The 25,578-nt window shown below is 72.9% G+C and carries 20 protein-coding genes and 1 pseudogene; 16 read left to right on the top strand and 5 right to left on the bottom strand.

Translation table 11 applies throughout. The features are described from left to right. The first annotated feature begins 29 nt into the window (after positions 1–29). Positions 30–926, top strand: a complete 897-nt coding sequence (locus AB4K12_RS08450) for a TIGR01777 family oxidoreductase (RefSeq protein ID WP_368433597.1) — start codon at positions 30–32, stop codon at positions 924–926. Positions 927–1,103: 177 nt separating this feature from the next. Further along, positions 1,104–2,420, top strand: coding sequence for an NAD(P)/FAD-dependent oxidoreductase (locus tag AB4K12_RS08445; RefSeq protein ID WP_368433596.1), 1,317 nt, complete (start codon positions 1,104–1,106; stop codon positions 2,418–2,420). A 70-nt stretch (positions 2,421–2,490) separates the two neighbouring features. Here the strand turns inward: AB4K12_RS08445 and AB4K12_RS08440 are convergent, their stop codons facing one another. Then, positions 2,491–3,993 (bottom strand): regulator, encoded by a 1,503-nt coding sequence (locus AB4K12_RS08440; protein WP_207248559.1) that lies wholly within the window; start codon positions 3,991–3,993, stop codon positions 2,491–2,493. Positions 3,994–4,263: 270 nt separating this feature from the next. Here AB4K12_RS08440 and lipB point away from each other — a divergent pair, with 270 nt between their 5' ends. The 4 genes from lipB (at position 4,264) to AB4K12_RS08420 (ending at position 7,371) form a co-directional block, all read left to right on the top strand. Then, the gene (gene lipB / locus AB4K12_RS08435; protein WP_368433595.1) at positions 4,264–5,067 is read left to right on the top strand and encodes a lipoyl(octanoyl) transferase LipB; all 804 of its coding nucleotides are present in this window, start codon (positions 4,264–4,266) and stop codon (positions 5,065–5,067) included. A gap of 152 nt (positions 5,068–5,219) precedes the next feature. After that, positions 5,220–6,185 carry a lipoyl synthase gene (gene lipA, locus AB4K12_RS08430; RefSeq protein ID WP_086569760.1) on the top strand — a complete coding sequence of 322 codons (966 nt, stop codon included), beginning with the start codon at positions 5,220–5,222 and terminating at the stop codon, positions 6,183–6,185. Positions 6,186–6,416: 231 nt separating this feature from the next. Next, on the top strand, positions 6,417–6,677 hold the full coding sequence (locus AB4K12_RS08425) for a hypothetical protein (protein WP_242646874.1): 261 nt from the start codon (positions 6,417–6,419) through the stop codon (positions 6,675–6,677). A 10-nt stretch (positions 6,678–6,687) separates the two neighbouring features. Next, positions 6,688–7,371, top strand: coding sequence for a DUF4191 domain-containing protein (locus tag AB4K12_RS08420; RefSeq protein ID WP_368433594.1), 684 nt, complete (start codon positions 6,688–6,690; stop codon positions 7,369–7,371). Between the two features lie 122 nt (positions 7,372–7,493). On the opposite strand, the gene AB4K12_RS08415 is transcribed toward AB4K12_RS08420, so the two are convergent. Next, complete coding sequence (locus AB4K12_RS08415; RefSeq protein WP_362259161.1) at positions 7,494–7,961, bottom strand: RDD family protein; 468 nt, start codon at positions 7,959–7,961, stop codon at positions 7,494–7,496. A 198-nt stretch (positions 7,962–8,159) separates the two neighbouring features. Here AB4K12_RS08415 and glnA point away from each other — a divergent pair, with 198 nt between their 5' ends. After that, the gene (gene glnA / locus AB4K12_RS08410; protein ID WP_086569767.1) at positions 8,160–9,569 is read left to right on the top strand and encodes a type I glutamate--ammonia ligase; all 1,410 of its coding nucleotides are present in this window, start codon (positions 8,160–8,162) and stop codon (positions 9,567–9,569) included. 212 nt (positions 9,570–9,781) lie between these two features. Next, complete coding sequence (locus tag AB4K12_RS08405) at positions 9,782–12,004, top strand: NADP-dependent isocitrate dehydrogenase (RefSeq protein ID WP_368433593.1); 2,223 nt, start codon at positions 9,782–9,784, stop codon at positions 12,002–12,004. A 104-nt stretch (positions 12,005–12,108) separates the two neighbouring features. Here AB4K12_RS08405 and AB4K12_RS08400 read toward each other — a convergent pair whose 3' ends face one another. Then, on the bottom strand, positions 12,109–12,891 hold the full coding sequence (locus AB4K12_RS08400; protein WP_368433592.1) for a winged helix-turn-helix domain-containing protein: 783 nt from the start codon (positions 12,889–12,891) through the stop codon (positions 12,109–12,111). 64 nt (positions 12,892–12,955) lie between these two features. Between AB4K12_RS08400 and AB4K12_RS08395 the strand changes: the two genes are divergently transcribed. From AB4K12_RS08395 to AB4K12_RS08360, 8 genes are all read left to right on the top strand, one after another. Beyond that, on the top strand, positions 12,956–14,416 hold the full coding sequence (locus tag AB4K12_RS08395) for an MFS transporter (protein ID WP_368433591.1): 1,461 nt from the start codon (positions 12,956–12,958) through the stop codon (positions 14,414–14,416). Between the two features lie 65 nt (positions 14,417–14,481). Beyond that, a complete protein-coding gene (locus AB4K12_RS08390; RefSeq protein WP_368433590.1) occupies positions 14,482–14,883 on the top strand; it encodes a cupin domain-containing protein in 402 nt (133 codons plus the stop codon). A 281-nt stretch (positions 14,884–15,164) separates the two neighbouring features. After that, complete coding sequence (gene sph, locus AB4K12_RS08385; protein WP_368433852.1) at positions 15,165–16,109, top strand: sphingomyelin phosphodiesterase; 945 nt, start codon at positions 15,165–15,167, stop codon at positions 16,107–16,109. Positions 16,110–16,445: 336 nt separating this feature from the next. After that, on the top strand, positions 16,446–16,988 hold the full coding sequence (locus AB4K12_RS08380; protein ID WP_368433589.1) for a winged helix-turn-helix domain-containing protein: 543 nt from the start codon (positions 16,446–16,448) through the stop codon (positions 16,986–16,988). Positions 16,989–17,054: 66 nt separating this feature from the next. Then, positions 17,055–17,519, top strand: a complete 465-nt coding sequence (locus AB4K12_RS08375) for a cupin domain-containing protein (protein WP_368433588.1) — start codon at positions 17,055–17,057, stop codon at positions 17,517–17,519. Between the two features lie 185 nt (positions 17,520–17,704). After that, a complete protein-coding gene (locus AB4K12_RS08370) occupies positions 17,705–18,532 on the top strand; it encodes a tyrosine-protein phosphatase (protein WP_368433587.1) in 828 nt (275 codons plus the stop codon). 90 nt (positions 18,533–18,622) lie between these two features. After that, positions 18,623–20,560 (top strand): hypothetical protein, encoded by a 1,938-nt coding sequence (locus AB4K12_RS08365; RefSeq protein ID WP_368433586.1) that lies wholly within the window; start codon positions 18,623–18,625, stop codon positions 20,558–20,560. Positions 20,561–20,639: 79 nt separating this feature from the next. Continuing rightward, positions 20,640–21,356 carry a TetR/AcrR family transcriptional regulator gene (locus AB4K12_RS08360; protein ID WP_368433585.1) on the top strand — a complete coding sequence of 239 codons (717 nt, stop codon included), beginning with the start codon at positions 20,640–20,642 and terminating at the stop codon, positions 21,354–21,356. On the opposite strand, the gene pulA is transcribed toward AB4K12_RS08360, so the two are convergent. Next, a complete protein-coding gene (pulA, locus tag AB4K12_RS08355; RefSeq protein ID WP_368433584.1) occupies positions 21,313–23,880 on the bottom strand; it encodes a pullulanase-type alpha-1,6-glucosidase in 2,568 nt (855 codons plus the stop codon). The two genes, AB4K12_RS08360 and pulA, sit on opposite strands and share 44 nt — an antisense overlap. Before the next feature lie 137 nt (positions 23,881–24,017). After that, positions 24,018–25,388 (bottom strand): annotated as a pseudogene (locus AB4K12_RS08350) (alpha-amylase family protein); the annotation flags it as partial. Between the last annotated feature and the right edge of the window lie 190 nt (positions 25,389–25,578).

The following is a 25,578-nucleotide window of genomic DNA, read 5'->3' as shown; positions in this document are numbered from 1 at the left end:
GCATCGGACGGAACTTCGGACGGGACATCATGCGCGTAGCGGTCACGGGCTCGACGGGACTGATCGGCAGGGCGCTGACGCGCGCCCTCGTCCGGGACGGCGACGAGGTGGTACGCCTGGTGCGCCACCCGCCCCGGCACCCCGGCGAGGTCGAGTGGGATCCCGCCCGCCAACGGGTGGACGCGGCGGGCCTCGCCGGGTGCGAGGCGGTCGTCCACCTGGCCGGGGCCGGGGTCGGCGACCACCGCTGGACGGCGGCGTACAAGAAGGAGATCCGCGACAGCCGGGTGCTCGGCACCGGGGCGATCGCCGAGGCCGTGGCCTCGCTCGACACCCCGCCCCGGGTACTGCTCAGCGCCAGCGCCATCGGTGTCTACGGCGACACCGGCGAGCGGATCGTGGACGAGAACGCCCCGCCCGGCCGGGGCTTCCTGGCGGACGTCTGCCAGGAGTGGGAGGCGGCGACGGGCGCGGCCACGGAGGCGGGCGTGCGCACGGTGCTGCTGCGCACCGGCCTGGTGGTGTCCGCCGACGGCGGCGCCTGGGCCCGCCTCTTCCCTCTCGCGAAGCTGGGGCTGGCGGGCCGGCTGGGAAACGGCCGGCAGTACTGGAGTTTCATCTCCCTCCCCGACCACGTCGCGGCCCTGCGGCATCTGCTGCGCTCCTCCGACCTCTCGGGCCCCTTCAACCTCACGGCGCCCAACCCGGTCACCAACCGCGAGGCGACCGAGGCGACGGGGCGCGTGCTGAGGCGTCCGGCGCTGCTGCCCGCGCCCGCTCCGGCGCTCAGGCTGGCGCTGGGCGAGATGGCCACGGAAGTGCTGGCCAGTCAGCGTGTGGTGCCCAGCCGACTGCTGGAGTCCGGCTTCGCCTTCGCCCACCCGGATATCGAGAGCGCCGTACGAGCGGCGCTGGCGAAGAGCTGACGCCCTCGGCCCGCACCCCGGAACGGGGGTTTGTGCGACCGCCGTGCGACCGTGCTCGGCCCGTGCGCGACTGTTATTGACCGGATTTCTCTCTACGGTCGAGGCGAACTCGCGCATCGCCGCCGCCGGTTGAGGGCATCAGGCCCCCGAGCGAGCGGACCGACCCCGGGAGGGCACGTGCTCAGCAGCGCACGCACCGCACACCACGCCGATGTCGTCGTCGTGGGGGCAAGCCTGGCAGGCCTCTCGGCGGCCCAGCACCTGATCGGCTCCGGCGTGACCGTGACCGTCCTGGAGTCCGGGCCCCGGCCGGGCGGCCGCATGACCACCGACGCGGTGGACGGCTTCCTCCTGGACCGCACGGGCCAGCTGCTCAACACCTCGTTCCCCGAGCTGATCCGCACCCCGGGCCTCGAGACGCTCAAGCTGCGCCCCTTCAGCCCCGGCGTGCTGGTGCACACCGACGGCCGCAACCACCGCACCGGCGAACTGCGCGGCGCCAAGCGCGCCTTCACCACCGCCCGCGCCTTCGCGGCGGCCCGCGCCTCGCGCAGCGCCGGCCTCGACCAGGCCCGGCTGGGAGCGGCCCTGGCCCGCCTCGCCGCGCTGCCCATCGACCGCATGCTGGCCCGCCCGGACCGCCCCACCTCCACGACCCTCGCCACCCGGGGCCTGCCGGCCCGTACGGTGGAGGGCTTCCTGCGCCCCCTGCTGGCGTCGCTGCTCTCGGACCCGGACCTCACCACGTCCAGCCGCTGTGCCGACCTGGTCCTGCGCGGCTACGCGCGCGGCCGCCTCTGCCTCCCGGCGGGCGGGGCGGGCGTGATCCCGGACCTGCTCGCGGCACAGCTGCCCCCGGAGACGGTCCGCACGGGCGTCCACGCCAAGGCGGTGGGCACCACGGCGGTGGACACGGCGGAGCACGGCGAGATCACCTGCCGCTCGGTCGTCGTCGCGACGGGCGCCCGCTCGGCGGCGGAGCTGATCCCGGGACTGCGCCTGCCGGGCTTCCACCCCGTGACGGTCCTGCACCACGCCGCGGACGAGCCGCCGCTGCGCGACGCCTCGCTGATCCTCACCGGCACCCGCCGGGGCCCGGTGGCCCACACCACGGTGGCCAGCGAGGTGGACCCGGACCGCGCGCCGGCCGGCGAGGCCCTTATCACCTCGACGGTCCTGGGCGCGGCGGCGGGCCTGCCCACGGCGGAGCTCGACCGGGCGGCCCGGGCCCAGCTGGCCCGCGTCTACGGCACCTCGGCCTCGGGGTGGCGGCTCCTGGCGGCCCATCACGACCCGGACGCGGTCCCGGCCATGCCGGCCCCGCACGACGTGCGCCGCCCCGTTCGGCTGCTGTCGGGCCTCTACGTCTGCGGCGACCACCGCGACACCAGCACGGTCCAGGGGGCGCTGTTCTCCGGCCGCCGGGCCGCGCAGGCGGTCCTGCGCGACCTGGGCGTCCGCCCGGGACAGGGGCAGGCCCTGCGAGCGGCGTAGCCCGGCCCGGCGACGCGGCCCGGCGACGCGGCCCGGTGGGCACGACCGGCGACGCCGGGCCGCGACGCCGTCAGAGCACCGAGACCTTCTCCCGGTACGCCCGTACGGCCGCGGCGTCCCGGTAGGGCTCGAGCCGGCGCTCGAAGTCGCGTACGTACTCCAGCGCCCGCACCGAGCGCATCTCCGCGGCCGACTGCGCCGCCTCCACCCCGAGCGAGCACGCCGGCTCCAGCTCGCCCAGCCCCAGCCGCGCCGACGCCAGCACCACCTTGCAGAACAGCCGGCTGCGCGCGTAGGCCGGTGCCCGCAGCTGCAGGGACCGCTCCGCGTGCTGCGCGGCGGCGCGGTACTGCTGCAGGTCCCGGTGGCAGTGCCCGAACTCGTCGGCGAGCTGCGCCTCGTCGAAGAACCGGGCCCAGTACGGCACGTCGTCGCCCGGCCGCGAGGTCTCCAGCGCCCGTTCCGCCCGGGCCAGCGACGCCGAGCACGCCCGGACCTCCCCCAGGACGCCGTGGCCCCGGGCCTCCACCGCGTGCAGCAGCGACTGCACCACGGGCGGCGCCCCGGACCCGACGCCCTGCTGGGCGACCCGCGCCAGCTGCACGGCCTCGCGGCCGTGTCCCAGGTAGACGGCCTGACGGCTCATCGTGACCAGGACATAGCTGCCGTAGGCGCGGTCGCCGGCCGCCTGGGCCAGCCGCAGCGCCTGGACGTAGTAGCGCTGGGCGAGGCCGTGCGCCGCGATGTCGTACGACGTCCAGCCCGCGAGCCGGGTCAGGTCGGCGGCCGCGGCGAACAGCCGCCGGCCCGTCGTCTCGCCGTACACGCCCCGCAGCATCGGCTCGGTCTCGTGCTCGAGGTAGCGCACCAGCGCCTGGCGGGCGTGCCCGCCGCCGTAGGCGTTGTCGATGGTGCGGAACAGCTCTCCCACCGATCGCAGGGCGGCGATGTCTCCCATGGAGACGCGGGCGCCGGGCGCCCGCTCGGCGAGCCGCTGGCGGGGCAGCGACAGCGTCGGGGGCGGCAGGGCCGGGGCGCCGGGGGCGGGCGGCGCCCCCTGCCCGGCCCGCGCCTGCTGCGGTACGCGCGCGCCGTCCCCGGAGGGCGCGGGGCCCGGCCCGCGCGCCACCCGTTCGTCCGCGCGCCCGATCAGCCAGTCCCGGCTCGGCACCACCAGCCCGGCCGGGGTGAAGGCGATCTTCCGCAGCTCGGTGTGGCTGCCGGAGTCCTTGCGCCAGAGCCCGCTGACGATGTCAATGGCCTCTTCCGGTGAGGCGGCGAATTCGAGCCCGGCGTACACGGGGGCGCATGCGTCCAGCCCGAGGTCCTGGGCGGACAGCCGCCGCCCGAGCCGCCGGGTGAACACCTCGGCGATCAGCGCGGGCGTGGTGCCCCGCGGCTGCTGGCCGCGCAGCCACCGCGTGACGGAGGTCTTGTCGTAGCGCAGGTCGAGGCCGTGTTCGAGCCCCAATTGATCGACGCGGCGGGCCAGGCCCGCATTGGAAAAGCCGGCCTCCGCGATGAGCGCCGCGAGCTGACGGTTGGGGATGCGCTGTGGGGGTCGTTCCGTCATCAGCCTGCCGGTCTCCCTGATCTTTGTTCCTGGAACGGCGTGAACTTAGCGGCCCCCAACGCCCCGATCGCCACCTTCGCCCCGCATTCATCCGATCGTGTGAGGACAGCCCACCTGCCCCCGGAGGATCACCGCGGAAGATCATCGGGAGATCGGCCGGCGTGATCGGCGCCCCGGCCCCCTGCGGGTTCACCGGCACTCGGCCGTACAGTGGCAAGAACGCGAGCGACACGATGTGGTTCGAAGGTTCGAAGGAAAAGGGAAGCTGCCGTGACTGAGCTGCGCTTTGTCCACCTGGGCTTCGGAGCGGACGCCGTCGAGTACCAGCAGGCCTGGCAGGAGCAGCGCACCGTCCACGCGGCGCGGTTCGCGGACGAGATCCCGGACACCTGCCTGCTCCTGGAGCACCCGGCGGTCTACACGGCCGGACGGCGCACGGAGGACAGCGAGCGCCCCCTGGACGGCACCCCGGTCATCGACGTCGACCGCGGCGGCAAGATCACCTGGCACGGTCCCGGCCAGCTCGTCGGCTACCCCATCCTCAAGCTCCCCCGCCCGGTGGACGTCATCGCGCACGTCCGCCGTCTGGAGGAGGCGCTCATCCGCGTCTGCGCCGAGCTCGGCCTGGAGACGACCCGGGTGGAGGGCCGCAGCGGGGTGTGGGTGCTCGGCGACCCGGTGGAGAGCCGCCCGGCCATCGGGGGCCTGAGCCTGGACTTCGACCCGCGGCTGACGGACGAGGAGTTCGACCCCCGTCTGAACGGCCCGGAGTACGCCCCCTCCAACGCCGGCCAGCGCCGCGAGGACCGCAAGCTGGCGGCGATCGGCATCCGCATCGCCAAGGGCGTCACGATGCACGGCTTCTCCTTCAACTGTGACCCGGACAACACCTGGTTCGACCGGATCGTCCCCTGCGGCATCCGCGACGCCGGTGTGACGTCGCTCTCCAACGAACTGGGCCGCCGGGTGACCGTGGCCGAGGTGATCCCGCTGGTGGAGAAGCACCTGCGGGAGATCCTGGAGTCGGCCGAGCCGCGCCCCCGCGCGGTGGAGCCGGCCGCGGCCGGCTCCTAGCGGGGCCGCGGGGCCGAGCGGGCCCGCGGAAGGGAATGTGCCCCGGGCACCCACGGTTGCCTTGGGCGTACGCGCAGTCGCGCGTATCAGCGTAGGAAATAACGGGCGTACCCTGGTGTCCGCCGAGGAATCGAAGTCATAGGGAGCCGGACGTGTCCGCAGTCGCACCCGACGGACGCAAGATGCTGCGCTTGGAGGTCCGGAACGCCCAGACCCCCATCGAGCGCAAGCCCGAGTGGATCAAGACCCGGGCGAAGATGGGCCCCGAGTACACCGAGCTGCAGGGCCTGGTGAAGCGCGAGGGTCTGCACACGGTGTGCCAGGAGGCGGGCTGTCCCAACATCTACGAGTGCTGGGAGGACCGCGAGGCGACGTTCCTCATCGGCGGCGACCAGTGCACCCGGCGCTGTGACTTCTGCCAGATCGACACCGGCAAGCCGCAGGCGCTCGACCGTGACGAGCCGCGTCGCGTGGGCGAGTCCGTCGTCGCGATGGACCTGAACTACGCCACCATCACCGGCGTCGCGCGCGACGACCTCCCGGACGGCGGCGCCTGGCTGTACGCCGAGACCGTGCGCCAGATCCACCAGCAGACGGCGGGCCGCGCGGGCGGCCACACCAAGGTCGAGCTGCTGGCCCCCGACTTCAACGCGGTGCCCGAGCTGCTGGAGGAGGTCTTCGCCTCCCGCCCCGAGGTCTTCGCCCACAACGTCGAGACCGTCCCGCGGATCTTCAAGCGGATCCGCCCCGGCTTCCGCTACGAGCGCTCGCTCGAGGTCATCACCCGTGCCCGCGAGGCCGGCCTGGTGACGAAGTCGAACCTGATCCTGGGCATGGGCGAGACCCGCGAGGAGATCAGCGAGGCGCTGCAGGACCTGCACGACGCGGGCTGCGACCTGATCACCATCACCCAGTACCTGCGCCCGTCGGTGCGCCACCACCCGGTGGAGCGCTGGGTGAAGCCGCAGGAGTTCGTGGAGCTCAAGGAGGAGGCGGACGAGATCGGCTACGCCGGCGTCATGTCCGGCCCGCTGGTCCGCTCCTCCTACCGGGCGGGCAGGCTGCACCAGCAGGCCATCGAGCGGCGCGAGGCGGCGGCCGCGGCGAAGGCCGTCTGAGCGAGCCCCTTCCGGAACGTCCGTTGACGCGGCCCGTACCTCCCGGCGACAGCCGGAGAAGGTACGGGCCGCGTCAACGTTTCATAGGTGTTTGACCAACAGGTCATCCGTTGGTAACACCGTTCAGTGACGATGGGTGTACGCACAGCAGTGCGACCCCACCCGTACGGCCCCCAGCAGTACCCACCCTCCACGCCTTCGCTGACCGACGCTCCCGAGGGGAAATCCGAGATGCAGGCCGCGCCCGGTACCGCAGTCCTGTCGACCGCCACCCGCGCCTCCACCGCACTGCCGTCCACCCTGTCCGTACGCCCCCCGTCCGTCACCGGCGCCCTGCGCGCGCTGGAGGGCCTGCTGATGCGCGGGGGCCAGCGCACCGCCCGGCGCAACGCCTGGACGGCGGTGCTGGAGGACCGCCGCCGGGCCAAGGACAGGCGTGAGGCTCAGCATGTGCTCGAGGCCGTGGCTACCCCTGGTCCGCAAGCCACGTAAACTTCGCCGTATGGCGAGGAAGGAAACATCCGAGAACCCCGGGCGACTGAAGCAGATCGCCCTGACCTACAAGATGACCAAGAAGGTCGACTCGAAGGTCGGTCTTGTCGTCGCGGCTGTGGGCATTGTCACCTTCGGTGTACTCCTTGCCATCGGCTTCTTGATCGACCACCCGATTTACCTGGGCATTCTGGGCTTCCTGCTGGCCTTCCTCGCGATGGCGATCGTCTTCGGGCGACGCGCCGAGCGCGCTGCCTTCGGGCAGATGGAGGGCCAGCCGGGTGCCGCCGCCGCGGTGCTGGAGAACATCCGGCGCGGTGGCTGGACGACGACTCCCGCGGTCGCGATGAACCGCAACCAGGACGTCGTCCACCGTGCCGTGGGCAAGGCGGGCATCGTGCTGGTCGGCGAGGGCAACCCCAACCGGGTGAAGGTCCTGCTGGCGGCCGAGAAGAAGCGCATGGCGCGCATCGTCGCGGACGTGCCGGTGCACGACATCGTGGTGGGCGACGGCGAGGGCCAGGTGTCGCTGAAGAAGCTCCACACCACGCTCCTGAAGCTGCCCCGGGTGCTGCCGGGCGCGCAGGTGACGGCCGTGAACGACCGGCTGCGCGCGCTGGGCGACCTGATGAGCAACATGCCGATCCCCAAGGGGCCCATGCCGAAGGGCATGCGGATGCCGAAGGGCCGCTGACGAACGAAAAACATGACAATGGGGCGGGGCGGGACCATTCGGTTCCGCCCCGCCCCATTTTCCGTTCGGGCCGTGTCTCGATTACATCTCGGTTATGCGGGATTCGCTGTGCGGATCCTCGGTCAGATCCGCACCTGAACGGCGCGCGAGAAACGGTCGTGAAGACCGCGCGTGTCGCGGTCCCAGACCACGGCGGGAATGACGAGGACGAGCAGCACACTGCGCAGCAGCACGCGCGGCAGGGAGAGCCGGGCGCCGTCCTCGGAGATCACGCGCAGGCCCAGCAGACGCTTGCCGGGGGTGCAGCCGATCGTGCCGACGGTGAGCAGGCTGAGCACGAAGAAGATCAGAACGGCCCAGTTCCCGACCCGCTGGAGATCGGCGCCGCCCAGAAAGCCGTATGCAATGAGCTCGCACAACGCCCAGTCGACGACGAGGGCCGCGATGCGGCGGCCGGGCGGGGCGACGGAACCCGGCCCCTCCTTCGGGAGCCCCAGGCGCTCCCCTCGGTGGCCGAATTCGACCCCCATGTCCTCGGCGGCGGCGCGGGGACCGGAGAGCCATGATCCGATTGCTTGCCTGTTGTCCACCCATCAAAGGTACTGCGTCCCCCTACGTTCCCCGGCGCCCGGGTACGCCCCTGCCGCGCGGCGGTTAACGTCGGCGAAACAAATGGGTCATGCTTGAGAAATCCCGTCTCTCTAGGGTCGGCCCCAGCGCGCCATTGCGATACGGACCGCGCCACCGAAGCAATCCCCGACCCGAGCGGCCGGGCTAGGAGGAGTTGGATGTTCCAGAACGCCGACGAGGCCAAGAAGTTCATCTCGGACGAGGACGTCAAGTTCGTCGACGTCCGGTTCTGCGATCTGCCCGGCGTGATGCAGCACTTCACGATCCCGGCCCATGCCTTCGACCCGAACGAGGAGCTGGCGTTCGACGGCTCGTCGATCCGCGGTTTCCAGGCGATCCACGAGTCCGACATGGCGCTGCGCGCGGACCTGTCGACGGCCCGTATGGACCCGTTCCGCCGGGACAAGACGCTCAACATCAACTTCTTTATCCACGACCCGATCACGGGTGAGCAGTACAGCCGCGACCCGCGCAACATCGCCAAGAAGGCCGAGGCCTACCTCGCCTCCACCGGCATCGCCGACACCGCGTACTTCGGCCCCGAGGCCGAGTTCTACGTGTTCGACAACGTGCGCTTCGAGACCAGCGCGAACCAGTCCTTCTACCACATCGACTCCGAGGCCGGCGCCTGGAACACCGGTGCGGTGGAGAACAACCGCGGCTACAAGGTCCGCTACAAGGGCGGCTACTTCCCGGCCCCGCCGGTCGACCACTTCGCCGACCTGCGTGCCGAGATCTCCCTGGAGCTGGACAAGGCCGGCCTGCAGGTCGAGCGCCAGCACCACGAGGTCGGCACCGCCGGCCAGGCGGAGATCAACTACAAGTTCAACACGCTGCTCGCCGCGGCCGACGACCTGATGCTCTTCAAGTACATCGTGAAGAACGTCGCCTGGCGCAACGGCAAGACCGCGACCTTCATGCCCAAGCCGATCTTCGGTGACAACGGCTCCGGCATGCACGTCCACCAGTCGCTGTGGAGCAACGGCGAGCCCCTCTTCTACGACGAGCAGGGCTACGCCGGCCTGTCGGACACCGCCCGCTACTACATCGGCGGCATCCTCAAGCACGCCCCGTCGCTGCTGGCCTTCACCAACCCGACGGTGAACTCCTACCACCGCCTGGTCCCCGGCTTCGAGGCCCCGGTCAACATGGTCTACTCGCAGCGCAACCGCTCCGCGGCCATGCGTATCCCGATCACGGGCTCGAACCCGAAGGCCAAGCGCGTCGAGTTCCGCGCCCCGGACCCGTCCTCCAACCCGTACCTGGCCTTCTCGGCCCTGCTGCTGGCCGGTCTGGACGGCGTCAAGAACAAGATCGAGCCGGCCGAGCCGATCGACAAGGACCTCTACGAGCTCGCCCCCGACGAGCACGCGAGCGTCCCCCAGGTCCCGACCTCCCTCCCGGCGGTCCTCGAGGCCCTCGAGGCCGACAACGAGTACCTCCAGGCCGGTGGCGTCTTCACCTCCGACCTGATCGAGACCTGGATCGACTACAAGCGCACCAACGAGATCGCGCCGATGCAGCTGCGGCCGCACCCGCACGAGTTCGAGATGTACTTCGACATCTAAGAACCCGGCGTCTCGCGACGACCCGAGTCCGGACCCCGAGCCCCGTTCCCGCCCGTGCGGGAGCGGGGCTCGGGGCGTGTACGGGGGATCTCCGGGTCCGGGGGCCCATCCGGGGCGCGGGGCGTATCTCACGCCAGGTCCCTGTCGAGAGGGGGGCGCTCACGAGATATCTTGATGTCGAGCAATGTTGCAGACGTGGAGCGGAGCACCCGGTGACTGACTCGACCATCATCTATACCCACACTGACGAGGCGCCGGCCCTGGCCACGCACTCGTTCCTGCCCGTGGTCCAGGCCTACGCCTCGACGGCCGGGGTCACTGTGGAGACCCGCGACATCTCGCTGGCGGGCCGGATCATCTCCCAGTTCCCCGAGTTCCTGGAGGAGGGCCAGCGCATCGCCGACGCCCTCGCCGAGCTCGGCGAGCTGGCCAAGACGCCCGGCGCCAACATCATCAAGCTGCCCAACATCTCGGCCTCGATCCCGCAGCTGAAGGCCGCGATCGCCGAGCTGCAGGAGCAGGGCTACGCGCTGCCGGACTACCCGGACGACCCGAAGACCGACGAGGACCGCGACGTCCGCGCCCGGTACGACAAGGTCAAGGGCAGCGCCGTGAACCCGGTGCTGCGCGAGGGCAACTCCGACCGCCGCGCCCCCGGGTCGGTCAAGAACTACGCCAAGGCGCACCCGCACCGCATGGGCGCCTGGACGGCCGAGTCGAAGACGAACGTCGCCACCATGGGCGTCGACGACTTCCGCTCCACCGAGAAGTCCGCGGTCGTGGCCGAGGACGGCTCGCTGCGCATCGAGCTCTCGGGCGACGACGGCTCCACCACCGTCCTGCGCGAGTCGGTCCCCGTCCTCGCGGGTGAGGTCGTCGACGCGTCCGTCATGCGCGTCGCGGCGCTGCGCGAGTTCCTGTCGGCGCAGGTCGCCCGGGCCAAGGCCGAGGACGTGCTGTTCTCGGTGCACCTGAAGGCCACGATGATGAAGGTCTCCGACCCGATCATCTTCGGTCACGTGGTGCGCGCCTTCTTCCCGAAGACGTTCGCGAAGTACGGCGAGGTCCTCGTCGCGGCCGGCCTGTCCCCGAACGACGGCCTCGGCGGCATCCTCAAGGGCCTCGAGACGCTGCCCCACATGGGTGACGAGATCAAGGCGTCCTTCGAGGCCGAGCTCGCCGAGGGCCCGGCGCTGGCCATGGTCGACTCCGACCGCGGCATCACCAACCTCCACGTCCCCAGCGACGTCATCGTCGACGCCTCCATGCCGGCCATGATCCGCACCTCCGGTCACATGTGGGGCCCGGACGGCCAGGAGGCCGACACCCTCGCCGTGCTGCCCGACAGCAGCTACTCGGGCGTCTACCAGGCCGTCATCGAGGACTGCCGCGCCCACGGCGCCTTCGACCCGGCCACGATGGGCTCGGTGCCCAACGTCGGTCTGATGGCGCAGAAGGCCGAGGAGTACGGCAGCCACGACAAGACCTTCGAGATCCCCGTCACGGGCACCGTGCGGGTCGTCGACGCCAAGGGCGACGTCGTGCTCGAGCAGGTCGTGGGCGCCGGCGACATCTTCCGCATGTGCCAGACCAAGGACCTGCCGATCCGCGACTGGGTCAAGCTGGCCGTCACCCGTGCCCGCGCCACCGGCGACCCGGCCGTGTTCTGGCTGGACGAGGGCCGCGCCCACGACGCGCAGCTGATCGAGAAGGTCAACGCGTACCTGCCGGAGCACGACACCGAGGGCCTGGAGATCAAGATCCTGTCCCCGGTCGAGGCGACGAAGTTCTCCCTCGAGCGCATCCGCCGCGGCGAGGACACCATCTCGGTCACCGGCAACGTGCTGCGTGACTACCTGACCGACCTCTTCCCGATCCTCGAGCTCGGCACGAGCGCGAAGATGCTGTCGGTCGTCCCGCTGATGAACGGCGGCGGCCTGTTCGAGACCGGTGCCGGCGGCTCCGCTCCCAAGCACGTCCAGCAGCTGGTCAAGGAGAACTACCTGCGCTGGGACAGCCTGGGCGAGTTCCTCGCGCTCGCGGTGAGCTTCGAGCACCTCGCGACCACCACGGGCAACGCGCGCGCCCAGGTGCTCGCCGACACCCTGGACCGCGCCACGGGCTCGTTCCTCAACGAGGACAAGTCGCCCAGCCGCCGCCTCGGTGGCATCGACAACCGCGGCAGCCACTTCTACCTCGCCCTGTACTGGGCCCAGGAGCTGGCCAAGCAGACCGCGGACGCCCAGCTCGCCGAGGCGTTCGCGCCGCTGGCCAAGTCCCTGGCCGAGCAGGAGAGCACCATCGTCGACGAGCTGATCGCGGTCCAGGGCTCGCCGGTCGAGATCGGCGGCTACTACCAGCCCGACGCCGCCAAGGCCTCGGCGGTCATGCGCCCGTCGAAGACCTTCAACCAGGCGATCGCCACCCTCGGCTGAATCGTTCCGACGGCGGTGACATCCGCCTGACGACCGGCTGAACGCACAGGCCGGGGCCCCGCACGGGGCCCCGGCCTTCGTCGTGCCCGACGTGCCGGGCGCCTTCAGACCTCCGCCGCCAGCCCGAACGTGGCGGCCAGCCCCCGCGTGCCGGCGTCCGTCAGATGGACCACGCGCGGGCTCACCCCGTGGCGGAGCCAGCCGAGGCCGAAGAGCCGGGAGGTGACGGCCGCGCCGAGGCCGCCCGCGAGGTGGTGGCGGTGCTCGCTCCAGTCGACGCAGTAGCGGATGGCCGGCCGGCGCCCGGGCAGGCCCTCGAGGTCGACGCCGAAGGCCAGCAGCCTGGCCCGACCCTCGTCCGTCAGCCGGTAGTCGACGTCGTGCCCGTACGCGGCGGGCCGGTCCCGGACCGCGGCCCGGGGGTGGTGGCTGCCGTCGTGGCCGGCGAGCAGGCCGCCCTCGATCAGGGATCCCATCAGGGCGACGCCGAGCTGCCCGGCCAGATGGTCGTAGCAGGTGCGGGCGCGGTGCAGCGCGTTGGCGACGCCGCTCTCGCGCAGGGACGTCACCGGCAGCGGCGGGGCGATCAGGGCCAGCGCCTCGAGGGCGGCGCTGACCTCGGGGCCGGTGAGGCGGTAGTAGCGGCGGCGGCCGTCGCGGTCGACGGTGACGAGCCCGCCGTCCATGAGCTTGCCCAGGTGGGCGCTGACGGTCTGGGCCGTGACGCCCGCCTCGGCGGCGAGCGCGCCGGCGGGCAGCGCGCGCCCGTCGCACAGCGCCTTGAGGATGCGGGCCCGGGAGGGGTCGGCGATGAGCGTGGCGGCGCGGGCGACGTCGGTCTGCTGGCGGAGCCGGTCGTCGGCGCGTTCGTGAGTGGCGTTGCGCATGACGCCACCGTAGCGCGACGACACTTCGTCAGCTGACGAAGTGTCCGGCCCGGAGACTTGAGCCATGACGACGACGACCGGGTCCGCCGCGGACCCAAGGCAGGGCGCCGTGGTGAACACGGCGTCCGAACGCCCGCCCCTGCAGCTGGTCCCCCTGATCGCCCTGAGCCTCGGCTACTTCCTGGTGATGCTGGACGTCACGGTGGTGACCGTGGCGGTGCCGGACATCCGTGAGTCGCTGGGGGCCGGAACGGCCTCCCTGCAGTGGATCGTCGACGGTTACAGCACCGTCTTCGCCGGTCTGCTGCTGCTCGGCGGCGGCCTGGGCGACCGGCTGGGGCACCGCAGGATGTTCCTGTGGGGCCTGGCCGTCTTCACCCTCGCCTCCATCGGCTGCGGTCTGGCCTCGTCGACCGCCGTGCTGGTCGCCGGGCGGCTGGTGCAGGGCGCGGGGGCCGCGTTCCTCGTTCCCGCCTCCCTCGCGCTGCTGCAGGCCACCTACCCGGACCGGGCCGTACGGGCCCGGGCCATCGCGATCTGGGGAGCCGTCGCCTCGATCGCCTTCGGCGCCGGCCCCGTGGTGGGCGGCCTGCTGATCGCGGGCCTGGACTGGCGGGCGGTGTTCTGGCTGAACCTGCCGGTGGGCGCGCTCGCGGTGCTGCTGACCCTGCGCCATGTGCCCGCCCCCGCCGCACGGCCCGCCGCCGGCCGGATGGACCCCGCCGGGCAGATCCTGGGCGTGCTGGGGCTGGTCGCCCTGGCCGGCGCCCTCAACGAGGCGGGCTCGCAGGGCTGGACGTCCCCGACGGTGCTGTCCGCCGCCGCCGTCGGCGTGATCGCCCTCGCCGCCTTCATCGTCGTGGAGACCCGGCTGGAGACCGGGCTGACCCGCGACCCGGACGGCCGCAGGCCGCTGCTGCGGCCCTCGCTCTTCCGCCGCGGGGCGTTCTCCGCGACGGCCCTGGTCGGCCTGCTGATCAGCCTCGGCTACTACGGCATGCTGTTCCTGTCCACGCTCTACTTCCAGCAGGAGCGCGGGTACGACGCCCTGCGCACCGGCCTGGCGCTGCTGCCCTCGGTGTGCATGGGTCTGATCGCCGCCCCGGTCTTCAGTCGGATCGCGGCCCGCACCGGCCCGTACGTCCCCATGATCTGCGGCCTGTTCCTGGGCTCGGCGGGCTTCCTGGGCTGGCTGCTCGCCGGGTCCGACACCGCCTACCCCGTGCTGCTGTTCGCGCTCGTCGCGACGGGGCTGGGGCAGACCATGACGGCGCTCTCGTCCACCGCCGCGATCATCGAGTCGGCGCCCGCCGACGGAGCGGGCGTGGCCTCGGCCGTCTTCAACGTCTCCCGCCAGGTGGGCAGCGCCGTCGGCGTGGCCCTCTTCGGCACCCTGACCGCCACCGCCGACCACCTCACCGACGGGCTGCACATCTCGGCCGTGATCGCCGCCGGGGCCTTCCTCACCGGCGGAGTGCTGGCCCTCTTCGCCCGGCGCAAGAACGCCGCGCTCCGCTCCTCCTGACAGACGGCCGGTCGACCGACCGCCCCGGCACCACCGCTTCCCCACCGAGCACCAAGGAGATCCTCATGTCGGTTTCCGCACGGAACACCGGTACCGCCCCGGCGCGCGACGTCACCGTACTGCGCAACCTGCTCACCACAGAGGGCCTCGAGGCCCTCGAGTGGGAGACCTGGACCGAGCCCGGCCGCTCGGGCGTCGAGCTCCACCGGCTCTACGTCACCGACGACACCAGACCGAGCTCGGCGCTCCTCACCAGAATGCGCCCCGGCGCCCACGGCGACCTCCACGAGCACCTGGGCTACGAGCTGGTGTTCGTCCTCGAGGGCGAGCTGATCAACGACAACGGCGACCGCTACACCGTCGGCGATCTCATCGTCGAGGAGCCCGGCAGCGTCCACCAGGTCAGCACCGAGAAGGGCTGCGTCCTCCTCGGAGTGCGCGCGGCCCCGACCGCTCCGCGGTCGTAACGAGCGGGGCGGAGCACCCCGCAGCGTTCCCCCGCCCTGCGGGTGCTCCGCCGTCCCGAGCCCCGTCCCTGACGCGCCTCCCCCGTCGCGTTCCAGGGACGGGGCTCGTCCTTTTTCTGTGTTTCCCGTGATCCTTCTTCAGGCGTTGCGACTGTGGTCTCCCGCCCGCCAACGACCCGTTACCCAGGAGTAACGCCAACTGATGGGATGGCCGGGCCCGTTCACCCACCCCCATCCCGGGAGCCGCAGTGCCGTTCACCAAGAGCACCGGAACCGCCGCCCTGTTCACCGCCGCCGTGCTGACGGCGGCCCTGCCGCAGACGGCCACGGCCGCACCGGCCGCCGCCACCCCGTCGCTGAAGGTGCTGACGTACAACACCTTCCTCATGAGCACCGCCCTCTACCCCAACTGGGGCCAGGAGCACCGGGCCGAAGCGATAGCGGCGGCCGGGTTCTTCCAGGGCAACGACGTCGTCGTGCTGCAGGAGGCGTTCGACAACGCCACCACGGACGGGCTGAAGGCCGCGGCGGCCGACCGGTACCCGTACCAGACGCCGGTCGTCGGGCGGAGCAAGGACGGCTGGGACGCGACCGGCGGCAAGTACTCCGCCACCACGCCGGAGGACGGCGGCGTGACCGTGCTGAGCAAGTGGCCCATCGTCCGCAAGGAGCAGGTGATCTTCAACGACGCCTGCGGCGCGGACTGGTGGTCCAACAAGGGCTTCGCGTACGTCGTGCTGAACGTGGGCGGCACCAGGGTGCACGTGGTGGGCACCCACGCCCAGTCCACCGACAGCGGCTGCGCGGCGGGCGAGGCCGCGGCCGACCGCTCCAGGCAGTTCCGTCAGATCGACGCGTTCCTGGACGCCAAGAACATCCCGGCCGACGAGCAGGTCATGCTCGCCGGCGACCTGAACGTGGACTCCCACAGCGCGGAGTACGCCTCGATGCTCGCCGACGGCGATCTCGCCCCGGCCGACTCCCGCGCCGGCCACCCGTACTCCTTCGACACCAAGGAGAACTCGATCGCGGCCTACCGCTACCCCACCGACCCCCGTGAGGACCTCGACTACGTCCTGCACCGCAACGGCCACGCGCGCCCGGCGGGCTGGCGGAACACGGTGGTCCAGGAGACGTCCGCACCGTGGACCGTCTCCAGCTGGGGCAAGCGGTACACCTACACCGATCTCAGCGACCACTACCCCGTGATCGCCGGGGCGAACTGACCGGAAGATCCCCCCGGACCCGGCCGCGAAGTCGATCTTTCGCCAAGGTTCCGTATCGACCGGTCAAGGGGTCTGCTGCCCCGTCGCGGGCCATGCTTCAATAGAGGGCATGGCCAGCTATCAGAACACCGCGACGGGTCGCAGCGACCTCGAGCCCTTCTGGCCCTCTCGTCAGCACCACGACTTCGACCGAGTGTGTTGTCGCGCGTCCTTCGCGCAGGCCCTCCTCTCTCGCTGACCCCTTACGTCGTAGTCAGCCGCCGGCACCAGGTCCGGCCAAGCGGCCCGCGCGCCCAGCACGTCCCCTCGACGTTCTCGCGCGAAAGAGCTTCCGCCATGACGAACCTCCGCACGCTGCCCCTCCCCGCTCAGGCCTCCCCCGCCGCCCACCGTCAGCGGCTGCGGGCCGTGGCCCCGGACGAGGTGCCGCCGGTCGCCGAGCTGCTGCACCCGGGGGCCACGTGGATGCCCGCCCCGCAGCACACCCTGCCCTCCCTCCCCGGCCAGCCGCCGATGATCGGCTACCTGGTGCTCGTACCGGCCGGGCAGCCCGCCCCCGAGGCCGTCGCCCCCGTCACCGAGGGCGACGCGCTGGTGAGCATCGACCCCGAGCAGCGCACGGCGAGCGTCGCGGGCCGGGTGCTGGACCTGACCTACCTCGAGTTCGAGCTGCTGTCCCACCTGGTGGCCCACCCGCACCGGGTGCACACCCGCGACCAGCTGGTGACCACGGTGTGGGGCTACGGACACGTGGGCGACGGCCGGACGGTCGATGTGCACGTCGCCCGGCTGCGCCGCAAGATGGGCGCCGAGTACCGCTCCTCGATCGTCACCGTCCGCCGCGTCGGCTACAAGTACGCGCCCCCGGCCGGGATGTGAGACGTACCCCGCCCCGCCGCTCGCGCCCCTTGTGGCTGAGCGGCGGGGCGGGCGAGGCTAGGGGCCATGACCGACACCTCCGAGCTCGTCACGCTCCTCGGCCTCGAGCCTCACGTCGAGGGAGGCTGGTTCCGCGAGACCTGGCGGACGCCCGCCGAGGCCGTCCCCGAGGGGTACGCCGGGCCGCGCCCGTTCGCGACCGGCATCCATTTCCTGCTGCACCCGGGCGAGCGCTCGCGCTGGCACAGGGTGCGCTCGGACGAGATGTGGCTGTGGCACCGCGGCGGCCCGCTGCGGCTGCGGCTCGGCGGCGGCGGCGAGGCCCCCGACGAGGCGGGTGCCACCGAGGCCGTCCTGGGGCCGGCCGTCGAGCACGGCGAGCGGCCCCAGCTGCTGGTCCCCGGCGGGGTGTGGCAGTCCGCCGAGCCGGCGGGCTCCGAGCCGACGCTGGTGACCTGCGTCGTCGCCCCCGGCTTCCACGACGACGACTTCACCCTGGCGAAGGACGAGGGCCCATCGGACACGCCCTAGCCCTCGCCGACGTCCGCCTGCGTGGGGGTGTGCGGCTGGGCGCGTACGCCGTGCGACACCTGCTCACGCCTGATGCGCGCCGGCGCCTGCCGCGCCGGGCGCCGTCGCGGACTCGGCCGCCCTTCCTCACAATAAAAGGACAGACAATGGGATAAGCACAAAAGGCAGACAAGGGAGACCCGCCCATGCCGCAGCAGTTCGATGCCTCGACGATCACCAATCTCCGCGACCTCGGCGGCATCGCGCTGGCGGGCAACTCCGCCGTCCGCCCCGGCCTGCTGCTGCGCTCCGGGCGGCTGGACCGCCTGGACCCGGCCACCGATCCCGCCGTCGCCGCCCTGGGCATCCACACGGTCGTCGACCTGCGCTCCGAGCACGAGCGCCGGGAGCGGCCCGACCGGCTGCCCGAGGGCGCCCGGCTGATCGTCGCCGACGTCCTGGCGGGCCTGTCCGCCCACCGTGCCGGCCCCCACCAGGGCCACGCCGCCCCCGGCGACCGGGTGCCCGCCCGGCTCGAGGACGTGCTGGGCAGCCCCGCCGCCGCCGAGGAGCACCTGGGCGGCGGCAAGGCCGAGAAGCTGATGTGCGACACCTACCGCACGTTCGTCACCTCCGAGCCCGCCTGCCAGGCCTATGGCCTGCTGCTCACCACGCTGGCCGAGCCCGACTGCGGCCCGCTGCTCTTCCACTGCACGGCCGGCAAGGACCGCACCGGCTGGGCGGCCACCGTCCTCCTGCTGCTGCTCGGCGCGGACGTCGCCGCCGTCGAGCACGAGTACCTCGCGGTGACGCCCGCCGTGCGGGCCGCCTTCGCGCCGGTCGTCGAGCGCTTCACCGCCGTCGGCGGGGATCCCGCGATAGCCGACGCCATCCTGGGCGTACGGCCCGCCTACCTGGAAGCGGCCCTGGAGGAGATGCACCGCCTCCACGGCGACGTGACGACCTACGTGCGCGAGGGCCTCGGCATCCCCCACGCGGCCATAGACCGCATCCGGGCCCGCTGCGTGGCGTAGGGACCGCCCTGTAGATCCGATAGATCCGATAGATCTGCGCCCGCCCACACGGGTGAGGTGACCATCGCATCATTCACTCGTTCTACGGACGTGGAGCAGCAAGCTACAGTCCCCCGGCCCTTCGCCCCGGCCCCCGTCGACGTCGAGCAGGCCGAGGCCGCGCTCATCGAGCACTACCCGCGCCTGGTGCGGCTCGCCTATCTGGTGCTGCCGCCCGCGCTGGGGCGCAACCGCCGGGTCCTGACCGCGCACGCCCTGGTCCAGCGGGCGCTGCCCCGCAACCGCTCGGCCGCCTCGGAGCCGGTCCTGCCGGCGCCCCGCGAGGCCGGGGGCTCCCCCGGCGACGCGGGGTACGCCTATGTGCGGCAGCGGGTGCTGCGCGCCGCGCTGGACGCGGGCCGCCCGCGCGGCCGGTGGCAGCTGCCCCGGCCGGGCCAGCTGCCGCCGCTGCTGCCCCAGGTGTGGGGCCTGCGACTGTTCCCCCGCTCCGGCGGCGCCGACGAGCTGGCCCTCGACCAGGCGCTCGCCGCGCTCTCCGGGCCCGCCCGCGCCGCGTACGTGCTGCGCGAGCTGGAGCTGCCGGACGACCGGGACGTCCGCCGGCTGCTGGCCGCCGCCGGGGCGGAGGACCCGGACGCGGCCCTCGCCGAGGCCGGCCGGCTGCGCGTACCGGCCGGCAGCCGGGACGTCTCGCTGCTGGAGTCGGTGGAGTTCGACCCCTGCTCGCTGCAGGCCAGGCCCACGGACCTGATGCGGCGCCGCCAGCACGCCCGCGCGACGCTGGCCGCCCTGGCCGCCGCCGTCGTCTGCGGCACGCTCCTGGGGCTGCCGGGCGACGGCTGGGGCTCCGGCAGCGCGGCCGCGCCCTCGTACGCGCGCAACGAGGCCGCGCAGCAGGCCCTCGACCCCGCGCGCCTGACCCGGGCGGCCCCCGGCGCCTGGAAGCGCGCCGACCGGCTGGGCTTCGCCGGCTGGCCCGCCCGCGGCGACCGCACCGGCGACAAGGACCTGCTGCGCCGGGCGCTCGCCGTCTGGGCCCGGCCCGGGCGTACCGTGCAGGTCACCGCGACCCCCGGCACCCCCTCCGGGCCGGCCGCGGGGCCGCCGCAGCTGCTGTACGCGGGCGAGGTCGACTCCGCCGTGGTGGTGCTCTTCCACGACGGCCTGCGGGCCGTGCGCTACGCCGAGTCCAGGAACGGCGACACCGGCTCGGCCGCGCTGGACTTCGCGCGGACCGACGCCGCCGACGGCGGGAGCGCCGCCGCGCTCGTCCTCGGCCGCACCGACGGCAACGTCCGCTATCTCACCGCCCCCTGGGTCACCACCGCCGCCGCGCGCGACCTGCTCGAGCCCACCGCCGCGCCCGAGCCGCTGCACCGCGACGCCGACGGCGTCACCGACCCGCTCCCCAGCCCCGCCGCGAGCGGCGACTGCCGCCGCTGGACCGCCCTGCAGCTCGGCGGGCATCTCGTCACGGACCTGGCCGAGCTGGTCCCGGCCCGGCTCACCGCCGGCTCCCCCGCCGCCCCGCACGACGTGACCACCGCCGCCGAGCGCGCCGGCTGGGCCCACACCGCCTGCCACCTCGCGACGATCCGCGGCCAGGGCGTACGGGCGGTGAACTCCTGGCGGTTCGCGACGCAGGCGCTGCCCGGGGCCGGTGGAACCGCCGAGTGGTTCTGCACCCGCGCCGAGACCTGGCGGGGTGCGGGGAGCCGGGTGCTCGCGCAGTTCCAGGTCCCCGGCGCCAGGGCGGGCGCCCCGGGCACGGTCGTCGCCCGCGCCGAGGACTCCCCGGTCTGCGGCGGGCGCGAGCCGTACGTCCTGGCGGGCGTGCTGTGGAAGTCCCGCGCCGGAACGTGGTACGCCCTCGCGGCCGGCGGCGGCGACGTCGCCTCGGTGACCGCGACCGGCGGGGTGCGCGGCAGCGCCGTGGGGCCGGTCCTGGCCGTGCCGGCCCGGCAGGGCGCGCGCACCGAGCTGACGGCCCGTCTGAAGGACGGCCGGAAGATCGCCGCGCTGCGCTGATCCGGGGTCGGACGGCCCCGCGCGGCGGGGCCCAACGGCCCCAGCCGGTGGGCGGTTCGGGCGGTTTAGGATGACCGCCATGACGACCGAGGTCCGCCGCAGGATGAGCGTCGAGGAGCGACGCGAGCAACTCATCGCGGTCGCCCTCGACCTCTTCAGCCATCGCCCGCCCGACGCCGTCTCCATCGACGACATCGCCATGGCGGCCGGGATCTCCCGGCCGCTCGTCTATCGGTACTTCACCTGCAAGAAGAGCCTCTACGAGATCGCGCTGCGGCGCGCCGCCGACGAGCTGACGGCGCTCTTCGAGGAGCCGGTCGAAGGCCCGCCGGTCGCCCGGCTGTTACGGGTCCTGCGGCGGTTCCTCGACTTCGTCGAGGGCTACGCACCCGGATACGCCGCCCTGCTGCGCGGGGGCCCGGCGACGGCCGGGGCGGGGGCGGCGGTCTCGCTGATCGACGGCGTGCGCGGGGCCGCGTACGCCCGGCTGCTGGAACACCTGGGCGTACGGGAGCCGACGCCCCGGCTGGAGCTGACGCTGCGGTCCTGGATCTCCCTGGTCGAGACGACGGCGCTGCTCTGGCTGGACGGGCGCGGCATTCCGCGCCCGGAGCTGGAGGTGCAGCTGGCGCACGCGCTCATGGCGCTCGTCGCGGTGGGCGCCGCCCACGACGAGGACACCGCGGCCGTGCTGGCGCGGGTCCTCGCCGACGAGCCGGCGGACGGCCCGGTGGCCGCCCTGGCGGTCCGGCTCAGCTGCGCCGGAAGACCGCTGCCGTCCTGCCCGGCACGGTGAAGGTGCCCGAGCCGACCGCGTAGGAGGCCGTCCTGACCACGGGGTCCGAGCCGTGCGCCTGCACCGGGTGGAGGGTGTGGTCCGTGCCGGCGAGGGCGGCGACGCGCTGCGTGCGCGCGTCCGGGGCGGCGTTGAGGACGACGACGAGGTCGCCGAGGCGCATGGTGACGACGCCCGGCGTCTCGTCGCGGCCCGAGAGCGGGAAGGTCAGGGCCGCCTGGACGGCCTCGGTGCTCGCCAGGCCGAACGCCTTCTCCGTGGTGCGGATGCGCAGCAGGTCCCGGTAGGCGGCCGAGGCGGCGGTGACCGGGCCGCAGCCGGGCCGCAGTGCCGGGTCCGCGAGCAGCGGCCCGGCGTACCGCCACTTGTCGGCGTTGTCGCGGGCCGGGGGCAGGCCGCGGCCGAAGCCGTTGCCGTCGGCGCAGTCGAAGTGGATCGCGTTGAACCAGTCGCCGCTGTCGTAGGAGTTGCGGTCCAGGGACTTCGAGCGCAGCAGGTCCGTGCCGGCCTGGGAGAGGGACGGGCCCTGGGAGAGCGCGGCGGCGGCCAGGGCGAGGACCTGGGCGCGGGCCCGGTCGGCGGGCGGGGTGGAGCGGGGCAGCTTGTAGGCGAGGGCGTCGTAGAGCGTCTCGTTGTCGTGGGCGTCGGCGTAGGACAGGGCGTCGCCGGGGGCGGCCGCATAGCCGGCGGGCGAGCCGTTGTAGTCGACGTCGGCGCCCCGGACGTCGCGTCCGGTGGAGTCGGTGAAGCGGTAGTCCGCGAGGTTGCCGGTCAGCCCGACCTTGATCAGGTCCTGGGCGTGCAGGAGCCGGGCCCGCTGCTCGGCGGGGGAACCGTTGGCGGGCGAGTCGTTGGGGGCCGTGAACAGCCCGGAGGCGAAGCCCTGGACGCGCGGGTCGGCGTCGAAGGGGCCCCCGCCCCGGATCGCGTCGCGGGAGCGGTCGGAGAAGGTGGCGACGCCGGTGCCGGCCATGTTCTTCTGGGTGGCCTGGACGAAGCGGGCGTCGTTCGCGACCTCGCCGAAGTTCCAGCCCTCGCCGTAGAGGATGACCGATTTCCCGTCGACGCCGTCCTTGGCGGGGGTGAGCGCGTCGAGGGCCTTGCGCACGGCGAGGATGTTCGCCTTGGGGTGATGCCCCATCAGGTCGAAGCGGAAGCCGTCGACCTTGTACTCCTTGGCCCAGGTGACGACGGAGTCGACGACGAGCTTGCCCATCATGGCGTGCTCGGGCGCGGTGTTCGCGCAGCACGTGGAGGTGGCGACGGTGCCGTCGTCGAGGAGCCGGTGGTAGTAGCCGGGCACGATGCGGTCGAGGACGGACTTCTCGTCCTGACCGGAGGCGGCGGTGTGGTTGTAGACGACGTCCATGACGGTCCGCAGCCCGGCGTCCGCCAGTCCGCCCACCATCCGCCGGAACTCCAGGGTGCGGCGCGGCCCGTCCGGGTCGGAGGCGTAGGAGCCCTCGGGGACGGTGTAGTGCAGCGGGTCGTAGCCCCAGTTGTAGGCGTCGTGGGCGGCGGTCCGGCCGACGCACTTCTGCTGCTCGTCGGAGTCGGCGGGCAGCGCGGCGAGGTCGCAGGGCGGGGTGGCCTGCCCGGCGCGGCGTTCGGGGACGGTGGCGAAGTCGAAGACGGGCAGCAGATGGACGTACGAGGTCCCGGCGTCGGCGAGTTGCCTCAGGTGCCGCATGCCGGCCGAGCGGCGGTCGGTGAAGGCCAGGTAGTCGCCCCGCGCGGAGAAGTCGCGGACGTGCAGCTCCTGGATCTGCGCGTCGCGCGGCGGCACGGCCTTCGGCTTGCGCAACCGCTGCCAGCCGGCCGGGGCCAGGGCCGGGTCGGCGAGGTCGGTGACCAGGCTGCGGGCGGAGTCGGCGGTCAGGGCGGTGGAGTACGGGTCGGTGACGCGGTTGGTGACGACCTTCCCGGCGGCCGGGGCGAAGACGGTGACGGCGTAGCGGTAGGGCTTGCCGGCCCAGGCGGCGGGGCCGGTGGCGCTCCACACGCCGGTGGCGTCGTCGCGCCGCATGGGGACGGTCCCGCCGTCCAGGTCGAGGGCGACGTTCTTGGCCGTGGGGGCCCAGACGGAGAGGGTGGGGCGGCCGTTGCGGAAGGTGGGGCCCAGGTGGGCCGTGGTCGCGGCGCGGGCGTACAGGTCGTCGAGGACGCCCGGTATCTGGACGCCGGTGCTGACGCCGTCGTCCGTCTCCGCGACGAGGCGGCCTCTGAGCGCGGTGCGCTCGGTCTTCTCGTCGGCGTCGACGCGGAAGGCGTCGTGGGTGGGGGCGAGCCGCGGGTACGTCGCCAGGCCGCCCGGCAGGGGGGTGAGCGCGAAGCGGCCGTGCTCGTGGACCAGACGGTGGGGGCGGGCGGGGTCGCCGAGGTTCTTGGGCCAGGCGATGCTGTGGCGGTCCAGCCACTGGACTTTGGCGGGGGTGGGAGTGGAGGGTGCGGCTTGGGCCGTGCCGGTCCCTGCGAGGGGGAGGGCGAAGCCCATGGCTGCGGCCAGGGTGGCTAAACGTTTCACGGACGGTTCTCCTTCGGTTGACGGTCGTGGGACGTGGTGTTCTCCCCCACCCCGCCCCTTCCCGTAAGGCCTCAATCGCCGGCGGGCTGAAATCAGCCCGTCCGGCGATTGAGGACACGGGGAGGCGGGGGGACTCAGCCGCACACCCGCGCCCCCACGTGCAGCGCCAGCGCCGTGTTCGGCGCCACCGTGGCGGTGAAGCGCCCGTCCCCCGCCACCGTCACCCGGCGCCCGCTCTGCACGTCGCAGTAGTCACCTGCCGCCAGCGACGTCTGGAACGCGCGGGTCACGGCGTACGCCTCGTGGTTGATCACGGCGTAGCCCTTGTCGCCCCGGCCGAAGGCGATGGCCTGGTAGCCGTTGTCCCACCAGCCGGTGACGGCCGTGCCGCGTACGGCGTTGCGGAAGGCGACCATGCCGCGGATCTCGGGCCAGGCGTGCTGGCACTTCCAGCCGTCCTGCCAGCAGGCGCTCACGGCGCCGTCCCGTGGCGGGCCGGCGTCGCGGTCGGAGAACTCGTAGCCGGAGTGGATGTCCGGCGAGCCGTAGGGCCAGGCGAGCATGAAGACGTTCGCGAGGGTGTAGGCGGCGCCGTCCTTGTAGTTCAGGGTGTCGCCGCCGCGTTCGGTGTCGTGGTTGTCGACGAAGACGGAGGCCTTGCCGCCGGGGAGGTAGCCCCACCCTTCGCCGTAGTTCTTCAGGTAGGCGAGCCGCTCGCCGAGGAGGACGCGCTTGAGGTCGCGGGCGTAGCGGAACTCCTGGACGTCGCCGGTGCCGAGGTACTCCTCCGGCTGGACGGCCTCGCCGGCGCCGAAGATCGTCTCCTGCTTCCAGTGGACGTCCGGCCTGCTCAGGCGGGATTTGATGGCGGCGAGGTCCTGGGCGGGGATGTGCTTGGCGGCGTCGACGCGGAAGCCGTCGACGCCGAGTCCGAGCAGGTCCTCGAGGTAGGCGGCGATGCGGGCGCGTACGTGTTCCTCGCCGGTGTCGAGGTCGGCGAGGCCGACGAGTTCGCAGTTCTGGACGTTGCCGCGGTCGCGGTAGTCGCTCACGACGGTCGTGCAGTCGTCCATGTCCTGGCGCTGGTAGGTGCCGGGGTAGTCGTACTTCGTGTACGGAGTGCCGCCCGTGCCGGTGCCGGAGCCGGCCGCCATGTGGTTGACGACGGCGTCGACGACGACCTTCACGCCGGCCGTGTGGCATGCGGCGACCATCGTGGTGAAGGCGGTCCGGTCGCCGAGCCGTCCGGCGATGCGGTAGCCGACGGGCTGGTACGAGGTCCACCACTGGGGCCCCTGGACGTGCTCCTGGGGCGGGGAGACCTGGACGTAGCCGTATCCGGCGGGGCCGAGAGCGGTGGTGCACTCCTTCGCCACGGAGCGGTAGTCCCATTCGAAGAGGACGGCGGTGACGTCCTTCTCGCCGGGTGGGCTCGCCTGGGCCTCGGGTGCGCTGACGGCCGCGCCCGCCACGAGGGCGAGGGTGGCGGCCAGGACTCTTCGGGCGATGTCGGACATGCCGGTGGGGGGCACGGGTCCTCCTGGGGTGGGGGGTGCGGTATACGAACCCCGTACGGCAACGCGCCTTGCCCGTAAGGCCCATGAAGGTTCTTTCAGCAAGTTTGCCCGCACGAGTGCAACCGCTTGCCGCCGAGACCGTACGAGTCCCTCGCGTAACGGTCAACCCCTGGGACACGGT

Origin of the sequence: Streptomyces sp. C36, assembly GCF_040932295.1 — a bacterium.
In the GTDB taxonomy this organism is placed as follows: Bacteria; Actinomycetota; Actinomycetes; order Streptomycetales; family Streptomycetaceae; genus Streptomyces; species Streptomyces triculaminicus.
The sequence above is the reverse complement of the archived record's forward strand: the minus strand, read 5'-3'. Positions and strand labels throughout refer to the sequence as shown.

What these genes read in the sequence shown, in the direction of transcription:
- AB4K12_RS08450 (WP_368433597.1), top strand. Translation starts at nt 30, where the DNA reads ATGCGCGTAGCGGTCACGGGCTCGACGGGACTGATCGGCAGGGCGCTG.
- AB4K12_RS08440 (WP_207248559.1), bottom strand. Translation starts at nt 3,993, where the DNA reads ATGACGGAACGACCCCCACAGCGCATCCCCAACCGTCAGCTCGCGGCG.
- AB4K12_RS08425 (WP_242646874.1), top strand. Translation starts at nt 6,417, where the DNA reads ATGCAGGCCGCGCCCGGTACCGCAGTCCTGTCGACCGCCACCCGCGCC.
- AB4K12_RS08420 (WP_368433594.1), top strand. Translation starts at nt 6,688, where the DNA reads ATGGCGAGGAAGGAAACATCCGAGAACCCCGGGCGACTGAAGCAGATC.
- glnA (WP_086569767.1), top strand. Translation starts at nt 8,160, where the DNA reads ATGTTCCAGAACGCCGACGAGGCCAAGAAGTTCATCTCGGACGAGGAC.
- AB4K12_RS08400 (WP_368433592.1), bottom strand. Translation starts at nt 12,891, where the DNA reads ATGCGCAACGCCACTCACGAACGCGCCGACGACCGGCTCCGCCAGCAG.
- AB4K12_RS08395 (WP_368433591.1), top strand. Translation starts at nt 12,956, where the DNA reads ATGACGACGACGACCGGGTCCGCCGCGGACCCAAGGCAGGGCGCCGTG.
- AB4K12_RS08390 (WP_368433590.1), top strand. Translation starts at nt 14,482, where the DNA reads ATGTCGGTTTCCGCACGGAACACCGGTACCGCCCCGGCGCGCGACGTC.
- AB4K12_RS08380 (WP_368433589.1), top strand. Translation starts at nt 16,446, where the DNA reads ATGACGAACCTCCGCACGCTGCCCCTCCCCGCTCAGGCCTCCCCCGCC.
- AB4K12_RS08375 (WP_368433588.1), top strand. Translation starts at nt 17,055, where the DNA reads ATGACCGACACCTCCGAGCTCGTCACGCTCCTCGGCCTCGAGCCTCAC.
- AB4K12_RS08370 (WP_368433587.1), top strand. Translation starts at nt 17,705, where the DNA reads ATGCCGCAGCAGTTCGATGCCTCGACGATCACCAATCTCCGCGACCTC.
- AB4K12_RS08360 (WP_368433585.1), top strand. Translation starts at nt 20,640, where the DNA reads ATGACGACCGAGGTCCGCCGCAGGATGAGCGTCGAGGAGCGACGCGAG.